General features: G+C 52.2%; 15 protein-coding genes and 1 pseudogene. 5 read left to right on the forward strand and 11 right to left on the reverse strand.

What is annotated here, in order from left to right; translation table 11 throughout:
- Nucleotides 1-2,113 (forward strand): M56 family metallopeptidase (locus Q2B33_RS17420; RefSeq protein ID WP_300822998.1); only part of this gene is annotated, 2,113 nt, incomplete at its 5' end.
- A gap of 392 nt (nt 2,114-2,505) precedes the next feature.
- Here the strand turns inward: Q2B33_RS17420 and Q2B33_RS17425 are convergent.
- The 5 genes from Q2B33_RS17425 to Q2B33_RS17445 all read right to left on the reverse strand — a co-directional run bounded on the left by Q2B33_RS17425 (nt 2,506) and on the right by Q2B33_RS17445 (nt 6,079).
- The gene (locus Q2B33_RS17425; protein ID WP_300815604.1) at nt 2,506-2,643 is read right to left on the reverse strand and encodes a hypothetical protein; all 138 of its coding nucleotides are present in this window, start codon (nt 2,641-2,643) and stop codon (nt 2,506-2,508) included.
- 66 nt (nt 2,644-2,709) lie between these two features.
- Entirely contained in the window at nt 2,710-3,132 is a 423-nt protein-coding gene (locus tag Q2B33_RS17430; RefSeq protein ID WP_300571139.1) for a hypothetical protein, read from the reverse strand.
- A 223-nt stretch (nt 3,133-3,355) separates the two neighbouring features.
- Entirely contained in the window at nt 3,356-3,622 is a 267-nt protein-coding gene (locus Q2B33_RS17435) for a hypothetical protein (protein WP_300914126.1), read from the reverse strand.
- 204 nt (nt 3,623-3,826) lie between these two features.
- A complete protein-coding gene (locus Q2B33_RS17440; protein ID WP_300571133.1) occupies nt 3,827-4,414 on the reverse strand; it encodes a PD-(D/E)XK nuclease family protein in 588 nt (195 codons plus the stop codon).
- A 75-nt stretch (nt 4,415-4,489) separates the two neighbouring features.
- On the reverse strand, nt 4,490-6,079 hold the full coding sequence (locus Q2B33_RS17445; RefSeq protein WP_300571130.1) for an AAA family ATPase: 1,590 nt from the start codon (nt 6,077-6,079) through the stop codon (nt 4,490-4,492).
- Nucleotides 6,080-6,500: 421 nt separating this feature from the next.
- Between Q2B33_RS17445 and Q2B33_RS17450 the strand changes: the two genes are divergently transcribed.
- Nucleotides 6,501-7,619: a DNA (cytosine-5-)-methyltransferase gene (locus Q2B33_RS17450; RefSeq protein WP_300571127.1), complete on the forward strand. Its 1,119-nt coding sequence runs from the start codon at nt 6,501-6,503 to the stop codon at nt 7,617-7,619.
- Complete coding sequence (locus Q2B33_RS17455) at nt 7,603-7,830, forward strand: hypothetical protein (RefSeq protein ID WP_300571124.1); 228 nt, start codon at nt 7,603-7,605, stop codon at nt 7,828-7,830. The genes Q2B33_RS17450 and Q2B33_RS17455 overlap by 17 nt, the downstream gene beginning before the upstream one ends.
- Before the next feature lie 49 nt (nt 7,831-7,879).
- Here Q2B33_RS17455 and Q2B33_RS17460 read toward each other — a convergent pair whose 3' ends face one another.
- Nucleotides 7,880-8,623 carry an AAC(3) family N-acetyltransferase gene (locus Q2B33_RS17460; RefSeq protein WP_300571121.1) on the reverse strand — a complete coding sequence of 248 codons (744 nt, stop codon included), beginning with the start codon at nt 8,621-8,623 and terminating at the stop codon, nt 7,880-7,882.
- 235 nt (nt 8,624-8,858) lie between these two features.
- A complete protein-coding gene (locus Q2B33_RS17465; RefSeq protein ID WP_300571119.1) occupies nt 8,859-9,809 on the reverse strand; it encodes a MerR family transcriptional regulator in 951 nt (316 codons plus the stop codon).
- A gap of 842 nt (nt 9,810-10,651) precedes the next feature.
- Here Q2B33_RS17465 and Q2B33_RS17470 point away from each other — a divergent pair.
- Nucleotides 10,652-12,025 (forward strand): TrpB-like pyridoxal phosphate-dependent enzyme, encoded by a 1,374-nt coding sequence (locus tag Q2B33_RS17470; RefSeq protein ID WP_300571116.1) that lies wholly within the window; start codon nt 10,652-10,654, stop codon nt 12,023-12,025.
- A gap of 168 nt (nt 12,026-12,193) precedes the next feature.
- Here Q2B33_RS17470 and Q2B33_RS17475 read toward each other — a convergent pair whose 3' ends face one another.
- Both Q2B33_RS17475 and Q2B33_RS17480 read right to left on the reverse strand, forming a co-directional pair.
- Nucleotides 12,194-14,410, reverse strand: coding sequence for a hypothetical protein (locus Q2B33_RS17475; RefSeq protein ID WP_300571113.1), 2,217 nt, complete (start codon nt 14,408-14,410; stop codon nt 12,194-12,196).
- A 126-nt stretch (nt 14,411-14,536) separates the two neighbouring features.
- Nucleotides 14,537-15,415 carry an AraC family transcriptional regulator gene (locus Q2B33_RS17480; protein WP_300571151.1) on the reverse strand — a complete coding sequence of 293 codons (879 nt, stop codon included), beginning with the start codon at nt 15,413-15,415 and terminating at the stop codon, nt 14,537-14,539.
- Nucleotides 15,416-15,798: 383 nt separating this feature from the next.
- Between Q2B33_RS17480 and Q2B33_RS17485 the strand changes: the two genes are divergently transcribed.
- Entirely contained in the window at nt 15,799-17,280 is a 1,482-nt protein-coding gene (locus tag Q2B33_RS17485; protein WP_300571110.1) for an alpha-glucosidase/alpha-galactosidase, read from the forward strand.
- 68 nt (nt 17,281-17,348) lie between these two features.
- Here Q2B33_RS17485 and Q2B33_RS17490 read toward each other — a convergent pair whose 3' ends face one another.
- Entirely contained in the window at nt 17,349-17,543 is a 195-nt protein-coding gene (locus Q2B33_RS17490) for a hypothetical protein (RefSeq protein WP_300571107.1), read from the reverse strand.
- Nucleotides 17,540-17,780 (reverse strand): annotated as a pseudogene (locus tag Q2B33_RS17495) (glycoside hydrolase family 27 protein); the annotation flags it as partial. The gene Q2B33_RS17490 and the pseudogene Q2B33_RS17495, both read right to left, overlap by 4 nt.

The following is a 17,780-nucleotide window of genomic DNA, read 5'->3' on the forward strand; positions in this document are numbered from 1 at the left end:
GTCGCTGTCTGTTTCCGGCGCACTGTTACTGCTTCTCATTTTGGGATTGAAGCCGTTGTATAAAAACAAATTCGGCAAACGTTGGCAGTATTATATCTGGATAGTTGTCGCGCTGCGTTTTCTGCTTCCCTTTACTCCCGATACTACGATTGTCGGGAGCCTGTTTGAAAAATTCGACACTGCAGCAATAACAAATGAAATTCCTGCAAGCCCCAACGTATCCGTTCCGGCAGGCACGGGTAACAGCAAAGCAGAGCCGACACAGACAAACCGGGAAATAACCGGCACTGCTATGCGTGAGCCGTTTAATATATATGTCTGCCTGTTTTTTATCTGGTCAGCATCAGCACTGGTTTTATTTGTCCGTAAGATAACGGTTTATCAAGGATTTATCCAATATATCAAAGCGGGAAATAAAGAGGTATCAGATATAAAAATTTTGAATCTGCTATCTGATTGTGAAGAAAAACTGAATATCAAAACAAGGGTTGAATTATCCCGTAATTTTCTGGTTGCTTCCCCCATGCTGCTTGGTTTCTTTCGACCAAGAATCATTTTGCCTGTTGGCGAATTGGATGATAAAGAGTTGTCTTATACCTTTGTGCATGAGCTAACCCACTACAAACAGAGGGATATGTTTTACAAATGGCTGATACAGATTGTTGTGTGCGTCCACTGGTTCAATCCTTTTGTATACTTGCTGGAAAAGGAAGTGAATAAATCATGTGAATTGTCATGTGATGAAAAAGTTATATCTGTACTTGACGATATTGCAAGGCGTGAGTATGGAGATACACTGATTTCCTTTTTGAAGTCAAACAATCTTTACAAAAGTTCTTTGGCTTCCGTCACTTTGACAGAGGGAGCAGAACAGTTAAAAGAAAGGTTAGGTGCGATTATGAAATTTAGAAAAAAATCAAAAATTATGATTGGCGTCACTGCCATTTTTACGGTTGCTGTTTGTGTCTGCTTTTTTGTGACTGGTGCATACGCTGCCCCTTCTGTTCCTAATGATATGAAAACGTGGAAGGACAGCGAAATATTGAATGAAGTTTTAACAGATAATGGAGTGTACTATATCTTTTGTGAAGGTGCGGACGAAGAAGATAAACCACAGGCATCTGTTTCAGTTGGAAGCATCAAGTTTGTTGTGGTGCGAAAAGACAGCTGGACATCTATTGGACCGTTTGACAATAAGGAAACACTTCTTGAAGATGTCACAGAACAGTGTAAATATATGAAAAATCTTACAGAAAAAGAAAAGGAATTGGTTATAGAAACTGCGGCATCAATATCAGAGAAGAAAAACAACGGAAGAGACACCTATATTTATGATGAAGATTTAGGGTTTGGTTGGTATCTGGATAATGAAAATTTGGATAATACGGATTTTGAAAAGGATGAATCATACAAATACACTTATACACAAAAAGGATATTACTGCAATTCCTATATTATTGAAATGGGGTGGAACGTATATGCCAAAGCCCAGTCATACTATGGAGTAACAGAAATTGTCATGAAAGACAACTCGAAAGTGACGGTGTATTTTTCTGATACTGCGAAAGATTATATAAATGACAGCGGAGCTGTTTCGGCAATAGAAGAATTGATTTATTCTTTGAAAAGCGCCAATATTAGTCCGACAATAGAAATGCCTTTGATTATGAGCATAACGCCTGTTGCAACTGATGATATACCAGCATTGACGGAAAAATATTTTCAAAATGAGGACTTGATTAGATTTTCTGCACTCTTTTCGGTATTAGACGAAGCAGCTCAAAAAGATTACTACAAGAAAGCATATGACGCTGATAAAATTGCGCTCTTTTCAACTATTGTACAGGACATGGACGCAGATTTAATTTTACAGTATGTAGATAAATCGGAACAGGATAATAAATCAAATTTCTTTGCCGTACTTTCAGATTATATGCAATCAAGTGATTTGAAAAAATATGCCGAGAAATACTATGAAGCTAATAATATTGCCCGGTTTACAATTCTGCTTGATTGCATGACAAAGGAAGAAAAACAGGAATGGCTGAAAAGGGCACAGACAGATAAGAAAACTAATTTTGTTGCAGTCTTATCTGATGAATTGCTTGATTAAATTGTTATGGTTTAACAGGGGGCAGCTGACTAAAACAAAGCTGCCTCTTGCAAAATAAATAAACTTATCCATATTGTTTCCCATGTGGGAGAAAGAGGGGATTTTCTATGGACTGCACAGAAGCATACAGGGATTATAACTGTGCCAGCTTGTCCTATGTCAGTGAACCCAGGTTAAAAATCTTCCCAGTCAGCGAGTATGAACCGCTGTGCGGTGTTTTCCTATCGGCTATTTCTGTCAAGGATTTCTTGCGTTGTCTTTGGGGTGGCTTTTGCTTGTTGCGTTCCTGTATTTCGTGCAGATGTTTTAGTACGCTCTGCTTTTCGGGCGGTCTGCGTTGTTCCTTGTTGGCTGCGGATTTTCTTCGGCTTTGGTATTCCCACTCGGCAAGGTCACTCCTCCCGTTTCCCCAACCGCACCTCGCAGTCCTTCCGGTAAAAGGAAATTCCATAGCAACCGTTTTCCGATACTTTCTGTCTGTCGTTCTTGATGTGCTTTTTATCGTATATCTGCCACAGATCCTTTTCCACAAGGAGCATCGAGCATCCCTTGCACGGAAATGCCCCTTCTATCTAACAGCCTTTTCTACAGCCCCATTATAAATACTGGATTGCCTCTTCCGGGGTAAGCTCATAATTTTTCACCAATATCTCCTGGATTCGCTTATCGTCCGCACCCAAGTCACGGAAGCTTCTCACAGCGTTTAAAATGGATTTTTGAACTTTAGATTCAACAATCTTATTAATCTCAGGCTCCATAATCTCCAACAATGCTTTGCACATACTGTCATCTCCTCTCAGTTCTTCCACTATTTCCCAGTTCGCCTCAATACTTACTTCCAGTACAGAATCTGCCAGCTCCCTGTCAAACTTCTGCTTAAGGCTGTGCACGCGTTCCAATAATTCCCGCATCTCCTGCTTCTGTACCCGGTCAGACAAGGCCTTAATCCATGTATGCTCTTTCTGTCTCAATTCCCTGCCCACTATAATCTGCGTCTGGAACAGAACCGCATCCAGCACATAATAGATTCCCTCATATGGATTTGTTACCCGGATATCACGCTCCTTAAAATACCGGAACAGACCCTCAGGCTTGATATCCCGGATAATAGATATCGTAATATCATCCGCCGGACGCTCATTTACCGACTCACCATAAGACTTAGGAATTGTCGGAAAATAACTGATGCAACTTGTTTAGGAGAAAGCCCAGAAATACAACGAAAACGGCTATAAACTCGCATCAGTTATTTGTAGACAATTCCTTATACAGGCAGCCATATGCGGTCGCCTTATAAAAAGCATCAATATCCATGTGGTCTTCCGGAGACTTGTATTCCATGATATTGTGTCCGCGGAACAGCTTTCCTATGTCATTGACCATCCGGACACCCGGTTCCTTTTTGATTACCAGAAGGTCAATCTCCAGCGGCCCTGTATTCAGGTTGTACTCTTTTTCAAAAATGAGATTGTCCCTGTTATCTTCAAATTCCAGACTCATTGCCGCCACAAAACCAGGATGCCATTGTATTTTCGTATCGCCCATTTGCCATTCCTTTCCCTGTTCCTCTTCATTATAACACATTTTCTTCTTTACTCAACTATATGGCATTATTTTTCCAGCTGTGAGATTAACTCCGCCTGTTTCCCCAACCGCACCTCGCAGTCTTTCCGGCAAAAGGAAATTCCATAGCAACATTCAACAATCATCTATTTAAAGTAAATCCTTCACGTCCATCCCCTCGTCACCCCAGCCAGTCATATGCCTGACCGCCGCATCATATTGTTTCAGAAAAGAGTGTCTGTAGCTGTCTTCCCTGACCGTGTCCATGCACATCTGAAGCCAGTCCAGGATTTCATTCCGAAAGCTAATCAGGAAAAGCCTTTGCCTGTCCATACCGCCTACGCTCTGTCTGTCCGGCGCGCTCCCATTTAGCGTCAGATAATATATGCGGTACGCCTTTCCTTTTTTCCTACAGAACATATCATATCGTTCCAGCTGCCTCTCCCCGTCCCCGGCATCAATCTTCATCTCAATCGCCGCACAGAACTTCTCGGATTCCATCACAAAGTCTATCCTTCCCTCCTCAAAGGCCTGCTCCCGGCACACCCGCCATGGGCCGCCGATATATTGCTCGGGTATCTGAATCTTCCGCAGAAATATTTTCAGAAAATCATTTTCCCCATCTTCGTCATAAGTCCTGTCCAACAGGAAATATATGATTTTAGAATGAATATGTGCCTCATCGCGTTCTTCACCAATCGCAGCCAGAATGTTGTAGGACGGGGTCTCCTGGGCCATATGTTTTTTTCTTCTTTCACATACTGTTTTTAATAAGTTCTCTATTTCATGGTTATCCATGATTTCTCCGCTGTCTCACCCTTTCCCCTCAACTCTCTCTATCCTGCAATGATGCTGCCTCCTCCCGGCGGGAGCCTCTTTCGAATAGCTGATGCCCACCAGCAGAATCTCTCCGCCATAACCTTCAATGGCCTTTGGGTACCGTTTTTCATGAATCTGCCTGATTGCCCCTTCCGCCGACTTGTTCCATTTCAGCTCAACCACCAAAGCAGGCAGCATAGAGCCTTTTTTCGGCAGATACACGATGTCCGCATAGCCTGCCCCTGAGGGCAGTTCCTCAAACATCATATATTCGTCTCCATAGCTGAAATAGGCCCGCTTAATCACACTGCGCAATGCCTGCTCATTGTTGTAATACAGCGGCGCTTCCTCCGCATGGATTCTTTCAATCTGCCTGGCCACAGCCTCTTCCTCCCCATGGACAGTATCCGCAATCAGCTGCTCGCTCTCCCTGACCCGCCGAAGCGTATCGTCCCGTTTCACCTGCCGGATGGCCTTGGCGAATTCCAGCCGAATCTCCTCATTGGGAATGCGCACCTTGCGCGTCTCCTCGTCATAAGCCAGATATCCCAGATGAATCAGCAGCGTCAGCACATCATCCCTGTTCCGGAACGTCACCAGGTCATTGGAAAAGCCGTAGGTGTCCACATTTGCCTCCACCCCGCCGATTAATTCCGCAACCGTCCTGCCAAGCCCGTCAAAGTCAAGATTGATGTATCCCATCAGGCTCTCGGCTGCGGATGTCTGTGTCCAGTAGGAGTCAAAGTCCTCATTTTGAATCGCTTTCATCACCGAATTGGGATTATAGACCGATTCCGCCTTTCGGAAACAGTAACCGTCATACCATTGCTTCATCTGCGCAAAATCGACTCCGGCATCCTGGCAGAGTCTCTTCACTTCTCCTTCCGTGAATCCCACATACTGCCCGAACTGCCTGGGTTTGATCATGGAATACTCTTCAAAATCCGATATGGCGGACTGAGAACCGTCCTTTTTGATGGGCAGGATTCCCGTCATATATGCCCCAGCGAATATCTTGTCTGTGGTTCCGCTGTTCTTGAACAGGGAACGCAGGAATTCCAGATACTCCCTCTGCGAATCAGGACGGTTTCCCGCCTCCCTGATCGGGGCATCCCACTCGTCGATGATCATGATGAATTTATTCCCTGTTATCTCTACCGCATTGGCTAGCGTTGGCACGAATCCTTCCACCACCTCCATCTGCGGATACTGTTCTTTCAATTCGCGGACTACAGTTCTCTTCACATAGGCCACCCTGTCGCCTGCCGCCGCTTCTCCGATGATTCCTGTCATATCCAGGTAAATCACGTCATACTGATTCAGATGCTCCCGGTACCCCGCATCACAGGCAATGGACAAATCCCCGAACAGCTGCGCCGAATCGCAGGTCTTGTCATAATAGGCACATAACATTTTGGCCGCGAACGATTTCCCGAAACGGCGCGGTCTGCTGATACAGGTCAGACACCTGGGTGTATCCAATGTCTGATTGACCAGCCTTATCAACCCTGATTTATCCACATAGACACTGTTCCGGATTCTGGAGAATCCACTGTTGCCCGGATTTAAATAAGTTCCCATCATCTGCCTTTCCTCCTAAACACCTTTGTCTTTCCGAAGCAGAATCCTTTCCTACGCTCCCTACCCTGCACTTAAGCCTAACGTTGCTGCTTCCGTTCCAGATTGCATTCCGATGCTGACAACATTTCCCTAATCCTAAATTCATTATACCCCCATCGGCACTATTTCACAAACGGATCTTTCAAAAGCCCCCGGATTCCTTTCCAGAAATGCCCTCTACCCTCCCTGACTCTCATCCCAGGAGAAATGATTCTCCTTCTCATCTAAATACAACCGCCGGAATTCCTGTTATAATATCGTCAGACAACAGTCGAGCAGGGGAATCCCTTCTCCCCGGCTCGCCGCGCGGCCCGCATGCTGCATTAGCAGCAAAATTCCATATGCGGGCCTGCGCAGAAAAAACATGCAAACGAGGAGGTTCTCTATGAAGAAAATACAGCTACGCATTGCCGACCTGAGAAAACAAAAAAAGCTGACACAGCAGGAACTGGCAGACGCCATAGGCGTATCCTTCCAGACAATCAGCAAATGGGAGACCGCGGCCAGCATGCCCGACATCACCCTTCTGCCGCCGCTGGCGGAATATTTTCATGTGTCCACAGACCAGCTGCTGGGCCTGAAACCTCTTGACGGCGAATCGTATATTCCCGAACAGACAGGGACGAAGGATTTCTGGAACCATCGGCTGGACTATCTGCTGCGGACGCGGAAGCGTTTCTGGAACGACGACTATGTCCGTTTCCTCGTTTCACAGGTATGGAATATCCAAAAGCCCGTTTCCATACTGGACTGCGGATGCGGATACGGTTTTCTGGGACTGCTGCTCCTCCCTGCCATGCCCGGGGGAAGCACCTACACGGGAATTGATTTTGCGGAAAATCTGATCCAGGAGGGAAAGCAGCTTTTTGCAAACCAGAATATAGCCGCGGAATTTATCTGCAAAAACGTTAATGAATACACGGCAGAAAACAAATACGATTTCGTGATATGCCAGGCAGTCCTCAGGCACCTGGACGACCCTGTCGCCTTTATCCGGAAAATGATTTCCTTTGCAAAGCCTGGCGGCTATGTGGTGTGCATGGACGTGAACAGGGAATTTGAGAGCTGCGGATTGTATGTGGACGGAATGGATTACCGGGAGCTGTGCCTCCATGAGGGTCTGGAAAAGAAATGGCAGACGGAGCTTGCCTTGCAGGGGAGGGATTACTCTGTGGCAGTCAAGGCTGCCCATATCCTGGAGAGGCTGGGGCTTGCGGATGTGGATGTGCGGATGAATGACAAGGTGGAATTCATGACCTCCAAGCATGCAGATTATGAGGAAGCCAGGAACGATTTCCTCCGGGCCAACCAGTGGACTTCCTGTATGGGACAGGGGGAAGAGAATGCCCTGATCCTCCAGCTTATGACCCATGGCATGTCCCGCAGCGAAGCCCGGGAATACTGCCTGCGGAACAGGAGAATCGCAGAATATTTTTCCTCCAATCCTGCCGCCGAATATAGTTTTGCCAGGGGGCTGCTGATTGCCTATGGGAGAAAAATGTAGGAATAAAGAGCCTTACTGTACTTACAGTGCAAATTATTGCAAGAACATACTTTATGCAGTTCCCTATTTGTTTTCCGGGGCAGGAACCATAGCTACCATATATCACTTTTCTTTTGAGAGGATGGCAAGAAAAGGAATTCCTGATGTGCTGTCGCCACTAAAAGTCGGCCAAAAAATAACCTCCAAAATATATGGAATGGCAGCCATATGAAAAACAAGTCTCCCCGCAACAGAACTGCGGGGAATCCTATCCTGCCAGATTAAATATAAGCCGAAATATCCGTTATGAACGCATAGGGCTCCGCCCACATCTTCAGCAGGGCAGCCGCGAAAAGCGCCCGGGCGTCGATCAGGTACGCGTTGGCCGCCAGGAGCTTCCCCCTGCGGATGTCCGGCTCCTCCAGTATCTCTTCGATGCGCTGGAACTCCGAGCCCCAGCCGTAGCCGTCATTCGCCACATACTGCCTGGCCTGGCCGTCTACCGTAAAGACCGGGGAGGGCGTCTGGCGGATGTAGGGCGGCTTCAGGATGGTCTCAATTCCATGCATAAATGTACAGGATTGCATGATATCCCCGATGAAGAGCAGCTTTCCCCCAAAGAGCGGAAGCAGCATGAAGGGAGAGTGGGGCCCTACGGCGGTGTCGTCCATGGAATGGCCCACGGTCAGCCTGTGCGCCATCTTCCCTTTGGCGCACACGGAGTGGGTGGGGTGGACGCTGCGCTCCACGCCGGGCCTGTGCAGGAACGTCCTGGGCAGCAGCCCGATGCAGGGCTCCGTGGCGGCGCTGTCGAACACAGGCTGTTCGGCCGTCATGTTCTCATAGGTCAGGGCGGGCATCAGCAGCGTGCCCTCCTCCCCCAGCACCTCCTCCATGGCATCGATGATTTCTTCGGGGGCGCACTCCGTCCCCAGGGCTTTCATGGAAGAATGCACCAGCACCATATCCCCGGGCTTCACCCCCAGTTCCAGCAAATCTCTTTTGAATCTTTCCTTGTCAGTCATCTCGATTCCCTCCTTCTTGCGCCTGGTCCACAGGCAGCCGTCTTGTATTTTCAGTTCGGCAACGCGAATCCCTGCCCTCCACCCCAGGCGCGGACAGCCTCCTGGGTCCCCGAATCCCGGCGTGAATCCGTCTCTCCCTTCCCTGCCCGGGTCCAGGCCATTGCCGGGCTTATGGGAGAAGCATAGGCCTGGAATACGCAACCGGATCGGCGCGTCACGGCGGAGAATCACTTCATCACTTCGGCTGTATGGGCAGGAGCAGGTCCACGCTCCCGTCGATTCCATTCCGGGGCCAGCCCCCATGGGCCGAGTACACCCAGTTGTAATGCTCCTCCAGGCAGCCCTCCGGATCACCCGCCCCGTCCTCCCAGGGGCGCGCCCGATACCTGTCATTGTTCTTCGCCCAGGATTTCAGGAATTCCCATTCCTGGAAATCAGGAAAGCGTATGGCATAGGCGGCGTAAAGCCCTCCGGCAAAGCGCTTCTTTGCAAGCGGCGCAGGCACCTCCAGGTCCTCCGGTATGGTCACCCAGTTCTCATAGCTGTAGCTCCTGTCGTCCCCTTCGCCGTCAGCCGGGTTGAAGCCGAACAGGCGGGAGTCCGGCTTTTTCTCGTAAAGCCCCTCTCCGCGGATGAACCCGTCCATGACGCTTCCCACCTTTTCCTCCGGATTCTCTCCGAAATACCGGAAGGAAGCCACCGTGCACGGCGGCAGCAGGACGATCCGAATCTGTTTTTCCTTCTCCGATATCGGACAAAGAGCGCTTCCGTTCAGCTTGTATCTCTCCAGAGCGAGCAGCCCCGCCATATCCTCAAGCACCCTTTCCCAGGCCCGGTCCGCAGTGGAATCCGCCTCCCCGAGCAGTTCCCGCAGCCTCCCCAGGGCCGTCCGGATCGTCCCCATGGAAGCCAGATTCCGCTCCATATCCGCTATCTGCTCCTGTACCATGCCCGCAGCCTCCCGGGCGCTGCCGTCCATAATGACCCGGATTCTCTTCAAGGGCATCTGGAGTCTGCGCAGCAGCACAATCTGCCGGATTCTCCTGACCGCGTCCTCATCGTATACGCGGTAGGCGTAATTTTCCCTGTGCATGCTCCCCACCAGTCCCTCTTTTTCATAATACCGCAGCATCCTTGCGGAAACGCCCAGCATCTCGCTCACCTGGCCGATCGTCATCAAAGCCATCCGGTTACCTCCCCGTATGTATAGTATAGAGTGCGACATCGTGTCCGTGTCAAGCCACGGAATCACATCCCCGGCGGTTCCTTCCACCCACCAGGCCCGCAGTCTTGAGTATATCACAATTTTCTCACTCATGCATCCATGCCGCAGCCTCTCACTCTGCTCTACTTTATCACACTTAAAACCGTCTGTTTTAAATCTCATATTCGTTTTATTTATTTCTTGACAATTCACCCTTATAGCTTTATAATGATTGAAAATCAATCCAAACAAACCGTTGAAGCGGGGATAACGGCAATCATGTCCTTACAGAGAGCCTGCGGGGCTGAGAAGCAGGTGGGAAACAAGTTGTCAAATGGGCCGCTGAGGGCGCAGTGAAATGTGGCATCCACAGAGTATTCTGCGACGTTCGGGCAGACGTCATATGCCGGGGATATGCAGGTATCCCGCTAAGGGCACGGGTCAGGCCGTGAAGCAAGGTGGCACCGCGGATAAACGTACTATTTTCGTACAGTATTCGTCCTTGACAGAGCATCATCTTCTGTCGGGGCGTTTTTTGTTTTACAGGCTCCTGAGACAGAAGGAAGATCCGCGCCGGACAGGTTCCGTCGCCGGAAAAGGACAGCGTATTTCACTCGAAAGGAGACAGCATATGACATCGATGAAGCCCACAAAACGATGGCGTAGCCATGGACACCGCCCGGAAAGGCTTTCCGCAAGGCCCTGAGGGAAGCGGCAAACGCCGGGGACGGAAAGCTCGCATATGCCACAGCGAAAAAACATTTACGGAAAAGCGAGACCGGAAAGACCGGCTTAAGACAAAGCAGAATATGGAGGAAACGAGAATGCCAAACGAGAAAATCCCCTACAAAATCTATCTGAACGAAGACGAGATGCCCAGAGCATGGTACAACCTGCGGGCCGACATGAAGCGCAAGCCCGCGCCCCTCTTAAATCCCGGCACCCATCAGCCCATGACAGCCGAAGAGCTCTCCGGCGTCTTCTGTGAGGAGCTGGTGAAGCAGGAGCTGGACGACACAACAGCCAATTTCGAGATTCCCGAGGAAATCCGGAATTTCTACAAGATGTACCGCCCCTCTCCCCTGGTCCGGGCCTACTGCCTGGAGGAGAGGCTGGACACCCCGGCCAAGATCTACTACAAGTTCGAGGGCAACAACACCAGCGGCAGCCACAAGCTCAACTCCGCCATCGCCCAGGCCTATTACGCCAAGAAGCAAGGCTTAAAGGGCGTCACCACAGAGACCGGGGCGGGCCAGTGGGGCACCGCGCTGTCCATGGCCTGCGCCTACCTGGGGCTGGACTGCAAGGTCTATATGGTGAAATGCTCCTATGAGCAGAAGCCCTTCCGCCGGGAGGTCATGCGCACCTACGGCGCATCCGTGACCCCCTCCCCCTCCATGGACACCCAGGTAGGACGGAAGATCCTGGCGGAGCATCCCGGCACCACGGGGAGCCTGGGCTGCGCCATCTCTGAGGCCGTGGAGACGGCAGTGGGGAGCGAGGGCTACCGCTATGTGCTGGGCAGCGTGCTGAACCAGGTGATGCTGCACCAGTCTGTGATCGGCCTGGAGGCCAAGGCAGCCCTTGACAAATACGGCGTGAAGCCGGATACGATCATCGGCTGCGCAGGCGGCGGCTCCAACTTAGGCGGCCTCATCGCCCCCTTCATGGGCCAGAAGCTCCGGGGAGAGGCGGACTACCGCTTCATCGCCGTGGAGCCCGCCTCCTGCCCCAGCCTCACCAGGGGCGTGTACGCCTACGATTTCTGCGACACCGGCATGGTATGTCCTCTGGCCAAGATGTACACCTTAGGCAGCGGCTTCATCCCCTCGGCGAACCACGCAGGGGGCCTGCGCTACCACGGCATGAGCTCCACCCTGTCGGAGCTCTACCACCAGGGGCTCATGGAGGCCACCAGCGTGAAGCAGACGGAAGTCTTCGAGGCCGCGGAATACTTCGCCAGGGTGGAGGGCATCCTGCCCGCCCCGGAAAGCTCCCACGCCATCCGGGTGGCCATCGACGAGGCCAGAAAATGCAAGGAGACCGGCGAGGAGAAGACCATCCTCTTCGGACTCACAGGCACGGGCTACTTCGACATGACGGCCTACGAGAAGTTCCACGACGGCCAGATGGAGGACTACATCCCCACGGACGCCGAGCTGGAGCAGTACCGCAACACGCTTCCTAAGATCGGCTGATTGCGGACGCATTTGTGTTAATAAGGTTCTCCGCAGCGGACTTCGATGCGTCAACCTGAGATTAATTTCGTTCGCCATTATACTGCATAACGCTGAATACTGCCTAATGCAATCATGCGATTGAACCAGTCAGCGTTATGCAGCCTGGCTTCACGGCAAATGAAATCGTTAAGCAGTATATTTTCCGCCGGTATTCCCTCTCCGCACCGCAAGAGGCATGGAGGAGCACAGTTCGCCGATCAGTCCCTCCGCCTTTTTCGTCACCCTGCTGCCCATCCCCTGGAGCAGCTCTCTATAGGCCGCCAGAACCTCCTCCTTTTTCAGGAGGCCCGAAGCCGCCAGGGCGGGAATCTGTCTCGCCAGCCTTTCGGCTGTCTGCCAGTCAACGGACAGATTGAAATGGACATACTCTTTCCAGTCCCTCATGACCCTCTGGAAGCCGCCAGGCTCCTTATCGCAGATTTGCTCCAGCCCGGGATACGCAAACGCCGCATTCTCTGGTTTCCCCCGCTCCTCCAGAATCCTCTGCGTCATTTCCGGGTCATAGCTGCTCATGTACTCGGTTTCCTGGAAAAGGACGCTGTAGAAACCACCGAAATAATGAAGCCTGCTGTACAGGAGAAACGCAAATTCGTCATATGATATTCTTTTTTTCAAAAACGCCTTCACTTCCGCATACAGCACCTCCATCTCCACCACACCGCAATGTCTGAGAAAGGCCTCTGCTGTTTCCACGATTTTGTCGTATTTCCTGCCTGACTTCATCCTTGAAGCATACACTTCTCTTATGGCTTCCGGCACCAGGACCGTATCCTGGTCCTCCCCGGAGAATTCGCAGAATCCGAAGGAGTAAAGCTGCGCAAGCGTACATCTTTCGCTGCCGTCGATCCATTCCATCTGCAGCAGCTCCGAAAGCATCTCCCTCATTCCGGCAGTCATGAACAGGAACATTCTGTCCGGATCCTCCAGCAAGATCCTCTCCATCTCCCGGCGCAGCGTGTCTGCCGGTTCCTTCTCACAGGGACTCCGCCGTCCTGTAAGTGCGGCATGCTCGTCCCGAATCAAGTCATCTTCAATGGAGGCCAGGATATCGCTTACGTGAACCTGGTCAGAAACCTGAACCTGAAGCTCCATGTCCTCTTCCAGGCACAGATACTGCTCCGGCGCCTCTCCCACAGCCCTGATCACCTCCGGCATCTCCACCTCGCCCTCCCGGATTTCCAGGACACGGATGTCAAACTCCCACATGTCCCCAAAGTCAAACAGATAGCTGAACTTCTGCCCCTTTCGCAGATCCAGCTCCCCCAGCAGCGTTGCTACCGACAAATCCGTATTCCGGTTCATGGCCTCCGAGGGCAAATATGTCCTCTTCATCATCCCCGCTCCCACCGTGAACGAGAAAAGATGGTCATCGTCAAAGGAGACAGCCCTTTGGATCGCGTCATGCAGGGCATAAAGAGAATCATCCAGATTCATCCGGATGACCCGGACACAGTCCGTATGCCTCAGCGAAACCTCCAGGTCAATGGTCTGATTTGCATCAAATGCCGACGCATTCTCAAACATCTCCGACAGCCTTTCCTCCGTTCCCTGCAGAAATCTGTCGGCAAATGCCTTATAGTAGCACTCTGCCAGCCTGCTTCCATCGCCGTCCTCCAGTTCGTCCTCTTCTATTTCTATCTCCGTATTTTCATAGATATCCGAGACGATTTCCAGCAAAGGCCGCGCCTCTATTTCCCACCAGCGCTTCCACATGTCATCTTCCGGCCCGGACTTCCCGCAGACCCTGATAAGGGAAAGCTCCTCCAGGTACGTCACCTGAATATACAGGCAGTCCCTAAAGAGCCCCATATTTTCCTGTAATCTCCTGCGTTTTCCATCAACCCATGGTTCCTCCGCGGCAAACCATTCCATGAGCTTGTCCACATATAAGCTCCACAATTCCGTTATGTTGTCTGTATACCAGGAACCGTCCTGGCGTGCGAAGGTCCCGTCAAACAGAAATACCACCAAAAACAATGCATACTGTTCCCACACCGAAGCCTCATGGAAAAATACATAATGTCTACCCTGCTCCAGCCTGTTCCCCGCCCCATTGGTCTCCAGGATTTTATATTTTATCGCCACGTAATAGAAAAATCGAATGAGCGGGTACTTGCCCTGAGGATAAACCGGCTTATCATATTCCTCCCGCCCCTGTAAAAGCATGTTTATGGCAAAGCAGTCCTTCTTGCCGATATTTCCCGTCTTAGGGGCAAGCTTTACCTGATTTTGGATTACATAGCCGCAAAATGCCCCAAAGTCCTGGCAGATCACAGCCGCCTCCTTTTCCAGCTGTTCCCAATCGCCATTCTGTTTTCCGCTCCGTCTGTCTTCTTTCTTCATTCGTTCCCCTCCTTCCCGCATGTAGCTGTCCACTACAGCTCCCTGTCGTTCCGCCGCCAGTTCCCTGGTTTTTCCTAAACACCATTATATATCATTCTGATGGCTTTTGGAACAGGCTTTCACAGCTTATATCTGCGTCTTCGAATACCCCTCCCGCCTCACATACTCCCGAAACTCCAAGGGCGTCATGCCCATATGCCTTTTGAACACCTTGCTGAAATAATTGCCCCCGGAAAACCCGCATTCCATCCCTATCTCCCCAACGCTTCCTCCCCCGGCTGTCAGCATGTCCACAGCCTGGTCCAGACGGATCCTGGTCAGGTAATCGATGGGCTTCCCCCCGGTCTCCCTGTAGAATTCCCGGGAGAGATGGCTCTGGCTCACCTTCAGGAAGGCCGCCACATCCGCTATGCCTATAGGAGATGTGAAATGCATCCTGATATACTTCTTCGCCCGGGCGCTGAGGGAGCCTTCCGCGTCCCTGTCCCCCGAAGGTGTGGTACACAGAGCGCAAAGAAGGCCGAAAGCCCGGCTGCTGAGCAGGAACGGATCCCGCGCCCTCCCCTCCTTCGCCATGGCGTGCATCTCGAACAGCAGCCGGACGGCTTCATGCCCCCGGGGCAGGGAAAAGACCTTCCCCAGATGGCTCTCTATCTGCCCGCAGTACCGCTCCGCCCCGTGGCATTCGAATATGGCGAAGAGGAATTCCCAGGGAGCCCGGTTGCGCCCCTCGTCGAAATAATAGCCCTCCTCCCCCGGCATCCGCAGGAAGAAGGCCTTCCCCTCGTCCACCACCTGCTCCTGGCCGCCTGTCCGCACCGTACCGCTTCCGGCCAGGGTATATTGGAGGAGGTAGGATGCCCCTCTCCCACTGTTCTCCAGATGATACCTGGCGGAATGCCTGGCCTCCCTGCCGATGGCCACCAGCTGTACGAAAGGCTCCTCCACGTCCTCCAGGAAATGGAACGCGTAATTGTCCAGTATGTCCGCTCTTTCCTCCTGCATCAAAAAATTACCCTTCCTTATCAAATACTTACCGTTGAAAAGTGCCGTCCATTTCTCTATGATAGAGGCAGATGACAGATTGCGGGATATGCCGGATGATGCATCCGGCTCCTGTTTTGGATTCTATACTGCGCACTGGTTAAATTTGCAGCGCAACCCGACTGCAGACCGTCAGCCAGGTACTTTCCCGGGGACACCACTGTAAATCCTGGCGGTCTACAGTATATTATAGCATCTGTCGGCATGAAAGTAAATCCACGGACGTATTTCCGAAATCGGTTTCACCACCACGGGAATCGTCTGCGGATATATGCGGCTCATCCGGGCAGGGGAACTGTCCGATTCCATATGAGTATCAAAAAATGGCACAAGGAGGCAAAACCATGTCTTTTAAAGTAGCATTCATCGGAGCCGGCAGCATCGGCTTCACCAGGGGGCTTTTGGCGGACATCCTGACAGTTTCGGAGTTCCATGATATCCAGGTGTCCTTCACGGACATCAACCCGGACAACCTGCGGATGGTCACCCAGCTCTGTCAGAGGGACATCGATGAGAACGGCCTTGCCATCAAGATCCATGCCACCCTGGACCGCAGGGAGGCCTTCCGGGACGCGAAATACGTCATCAACTGCGTCCGCATCGGCATGCTGGAGGCCTTTGAGACCGATGTGGACATCCCCCTGAAATACGGCGTGGACCAGTGCGTGGGCGACACCCTCTGCATCGGCGGCATCATGTACGGCCAGAGAGGCATCGCCGCCATGCTGGGATTCTGCAAGGACATCCGGGAGGTGGCTGCCCCCGGGTGCATCCTTTTAAACTATTCCAACCCCAACGCCATGGTCACCTGGGCCTGCAACAAATACGGGAAAGTGCCCACCTACGGCCTCTGCCACGGCGTGCAGCACGGCCACGAGCAGATAGCGAAGGCCCTGGGGCGGAAAAAGGAGGACGTGGACATCATCTGCGCCGGCCTGAACCACCAGACCTGGTACGTCAGCGTGAAGACAGACGGCGTGGAGCGTACGGGGGAGCTCTATGAATTGATGAAACAGGCTGACTTTGCCAAGGACGAGAATGTCCGCCTGGACGTGATGCGGAATTTCGGCTATTATTCCACGGAATCCAACGGCCATCTGTCGGAATATCTGATGTGGTACCGAAAGCGCCCGGAGGAGATGGAGAAATGGATTAACTACAGCTCCTGGATCCAGGGGGAGACCGCCGGGTACTTAAGGGTCTGCCGGGAGAGCCGGAACTGGTTCGAGACGGACTTCCCCAACTGGCTGAAGGAGACTGCCAGGAAATTCACGCCGGAAAGCCGCTCCACCGAGCACGGCAGCTATATCATCGAAGGTCTGGAGACTGGCCGGCTCTATCGGGGCTGCTTCAACGTGATGAACAATGGCGCCATCACCAACCTGCCCGCGGAATGTGTGGTGGAGGTGCCCTGCTATGTGGACTACAATGGCATCTCCATCCCCAAGGTGGGCGACCTGCCCTTGGGCTGCGCAGCCATCTGCTCCGCCAGCGTATGGGTACAGAAGCTGGCCGTGGAGGCCGCCGTCCATGGGGATATCAGCCTCCTCTATCAGGCGGCCATGATGGATCCCCTCACCGGCGCGGTCTGCACCCCCGATGAGATCCGGCAGATGGTGGACGAGATGCTGGTGGCGGGCAGGCAGTGGCTGCCCCAGTACAGCGAAGAGATTCCGAAAGCCGAGAAGCGCCTGGCGGACAGCCGCCTGCCCTTACATCCCGCCAAGGGCTTTAGGCTCCACACCAAGACCGTGGAGGAAATGGCGGAAGAGAAGGCAAAATACCGCGCCCTGGCCTCCGCTGCCGCAAAAGAAAACGTGAAATGATTCCCGCGCACAGAGGGAGCCTGGCCGTCCTTTCCGGCCAGGCTCCCCTTCCGCCTCTCTGCCCATCCCTACACGAACAGCGTGCATCCCTGGGCCCTGAACTGCTCTATCTTTTCGTCAATCCGCTCCACTGTCACCCCCAGCTTCGCCGACAGGCATGTCTTACACAGGAAGCTTGTGCTCCCCCGATTGATGAATTTCTTGTAGGCCCCCACCTCGTTAAAGGTAAGGGCCTTGCCGCACTGCATACAGCCGCCTGTCACAGCCTGACCACCTTCGCCCGGATCATGGCGCAGCCGAAGGGCTCCAGCTCCCGGATCATGGTGGCATTCTTAATCTCCACCTTCTCCCCGCTCCACAGCTCCGTTGCGTCCAGCGTCCTGCCTGTGCTGAAGGGCAGCCCCAGCTCGTCCAGGTTCAGCCTGGCCACGGCCTTCCCCTCGCCCAGGTTGAACATGCCGATAGCGATGTCGCCGTTCTCCAGCTGCCTGGAATACAGC

Origin of the sequence: uncultured Acetatifactor sp. (genome assembly GCF_948601915.1) — a bacterium.
Taxonomy (GTDB): domain Bacteria; phylum Bacillota; class Clostridia; order Lachnospirales; family Lachnospiraceae; genus Acetatifactor.

What these genes read in the sequence shown, in the direction of transcription:
- Q2B33_RS17440 (WP_300571133.1), bottom strand. Translation starts at nt 4,414, where the DNA reads ATGGCCCAGGAGACCCCGTCCTACAACATTCTGGCTGCGATTGGTGAA.
- Q2B33_RS17445 (WP_300571130.1), bottom strand. Translation starts at nt 6,079, where the DNA reads ATGATGGGAACTTATTTAAATCCGGGCAACAGTGGATTCTCCAGAATC.
- Q2B33_RS17450 (WP_300571127.1), top strand. Translation starts at nt 6,501, where the DNA reads ATGAAGAAAATACAGCTACGCATTGCCGACCTGAGAAAACAAAAAAAG.
- Q2B33_RS17455 (WP_300571124.1), top strand. Translation starts at nt 7,603, where the DNA reads ATGGGAGAAAAATGTAGGAATAAAGAGCCTTACTGTACTTACAGTGCA.
- Q2B33_RS17460 (WP_300571121.1), bottom strand. Translation starts at nt 8,623, where the DNA reads ATGACTGACAAGGAAAGATTCAAAAGAGATTTGCTGGAACTGGGGGTG.
- Q2B33_RS17465 (WP_300571119.1), bottom strand. Translation starts at nt 9,809, where the DNA reads ATGGCTTTGATGACGATCGGCCAGGTGAGCGAGATGCTGGGCGTTTCC.
- Q2B33_RS17470 (WP_300571116.1), top strand. Translation starts at nt 10,652, where the DNA reads ATGCCAAACGAGAAAATCCCCTACAAAATCTATCTGAACGAAGACGAG.
- Q2B33_RS17475 (WP_300571113.1), bottom strand. Translation starts at nt 14,410, where the DNA reads ATGAAGAAAGAAGACAGACGGAGCGGAAAACAGAATGGCGATTGGGAA.
- Q2B33_RS17480 (WP_300571151.1), bottom strand. Translation starts at nt 15,415, where the DNA reads ATGCAGGAGGAAAGAGCGGACATACTGGACAATTACGCGTTCCATTTC.
- Q2B33_RS17485 (WP_300571110.1), top strand. Translation starts at nt 15,799, where the DNA reads ATGTCTTTTAAAGTAGCATTCATCGGAGCCGGCAGCATCGGCTTCACC.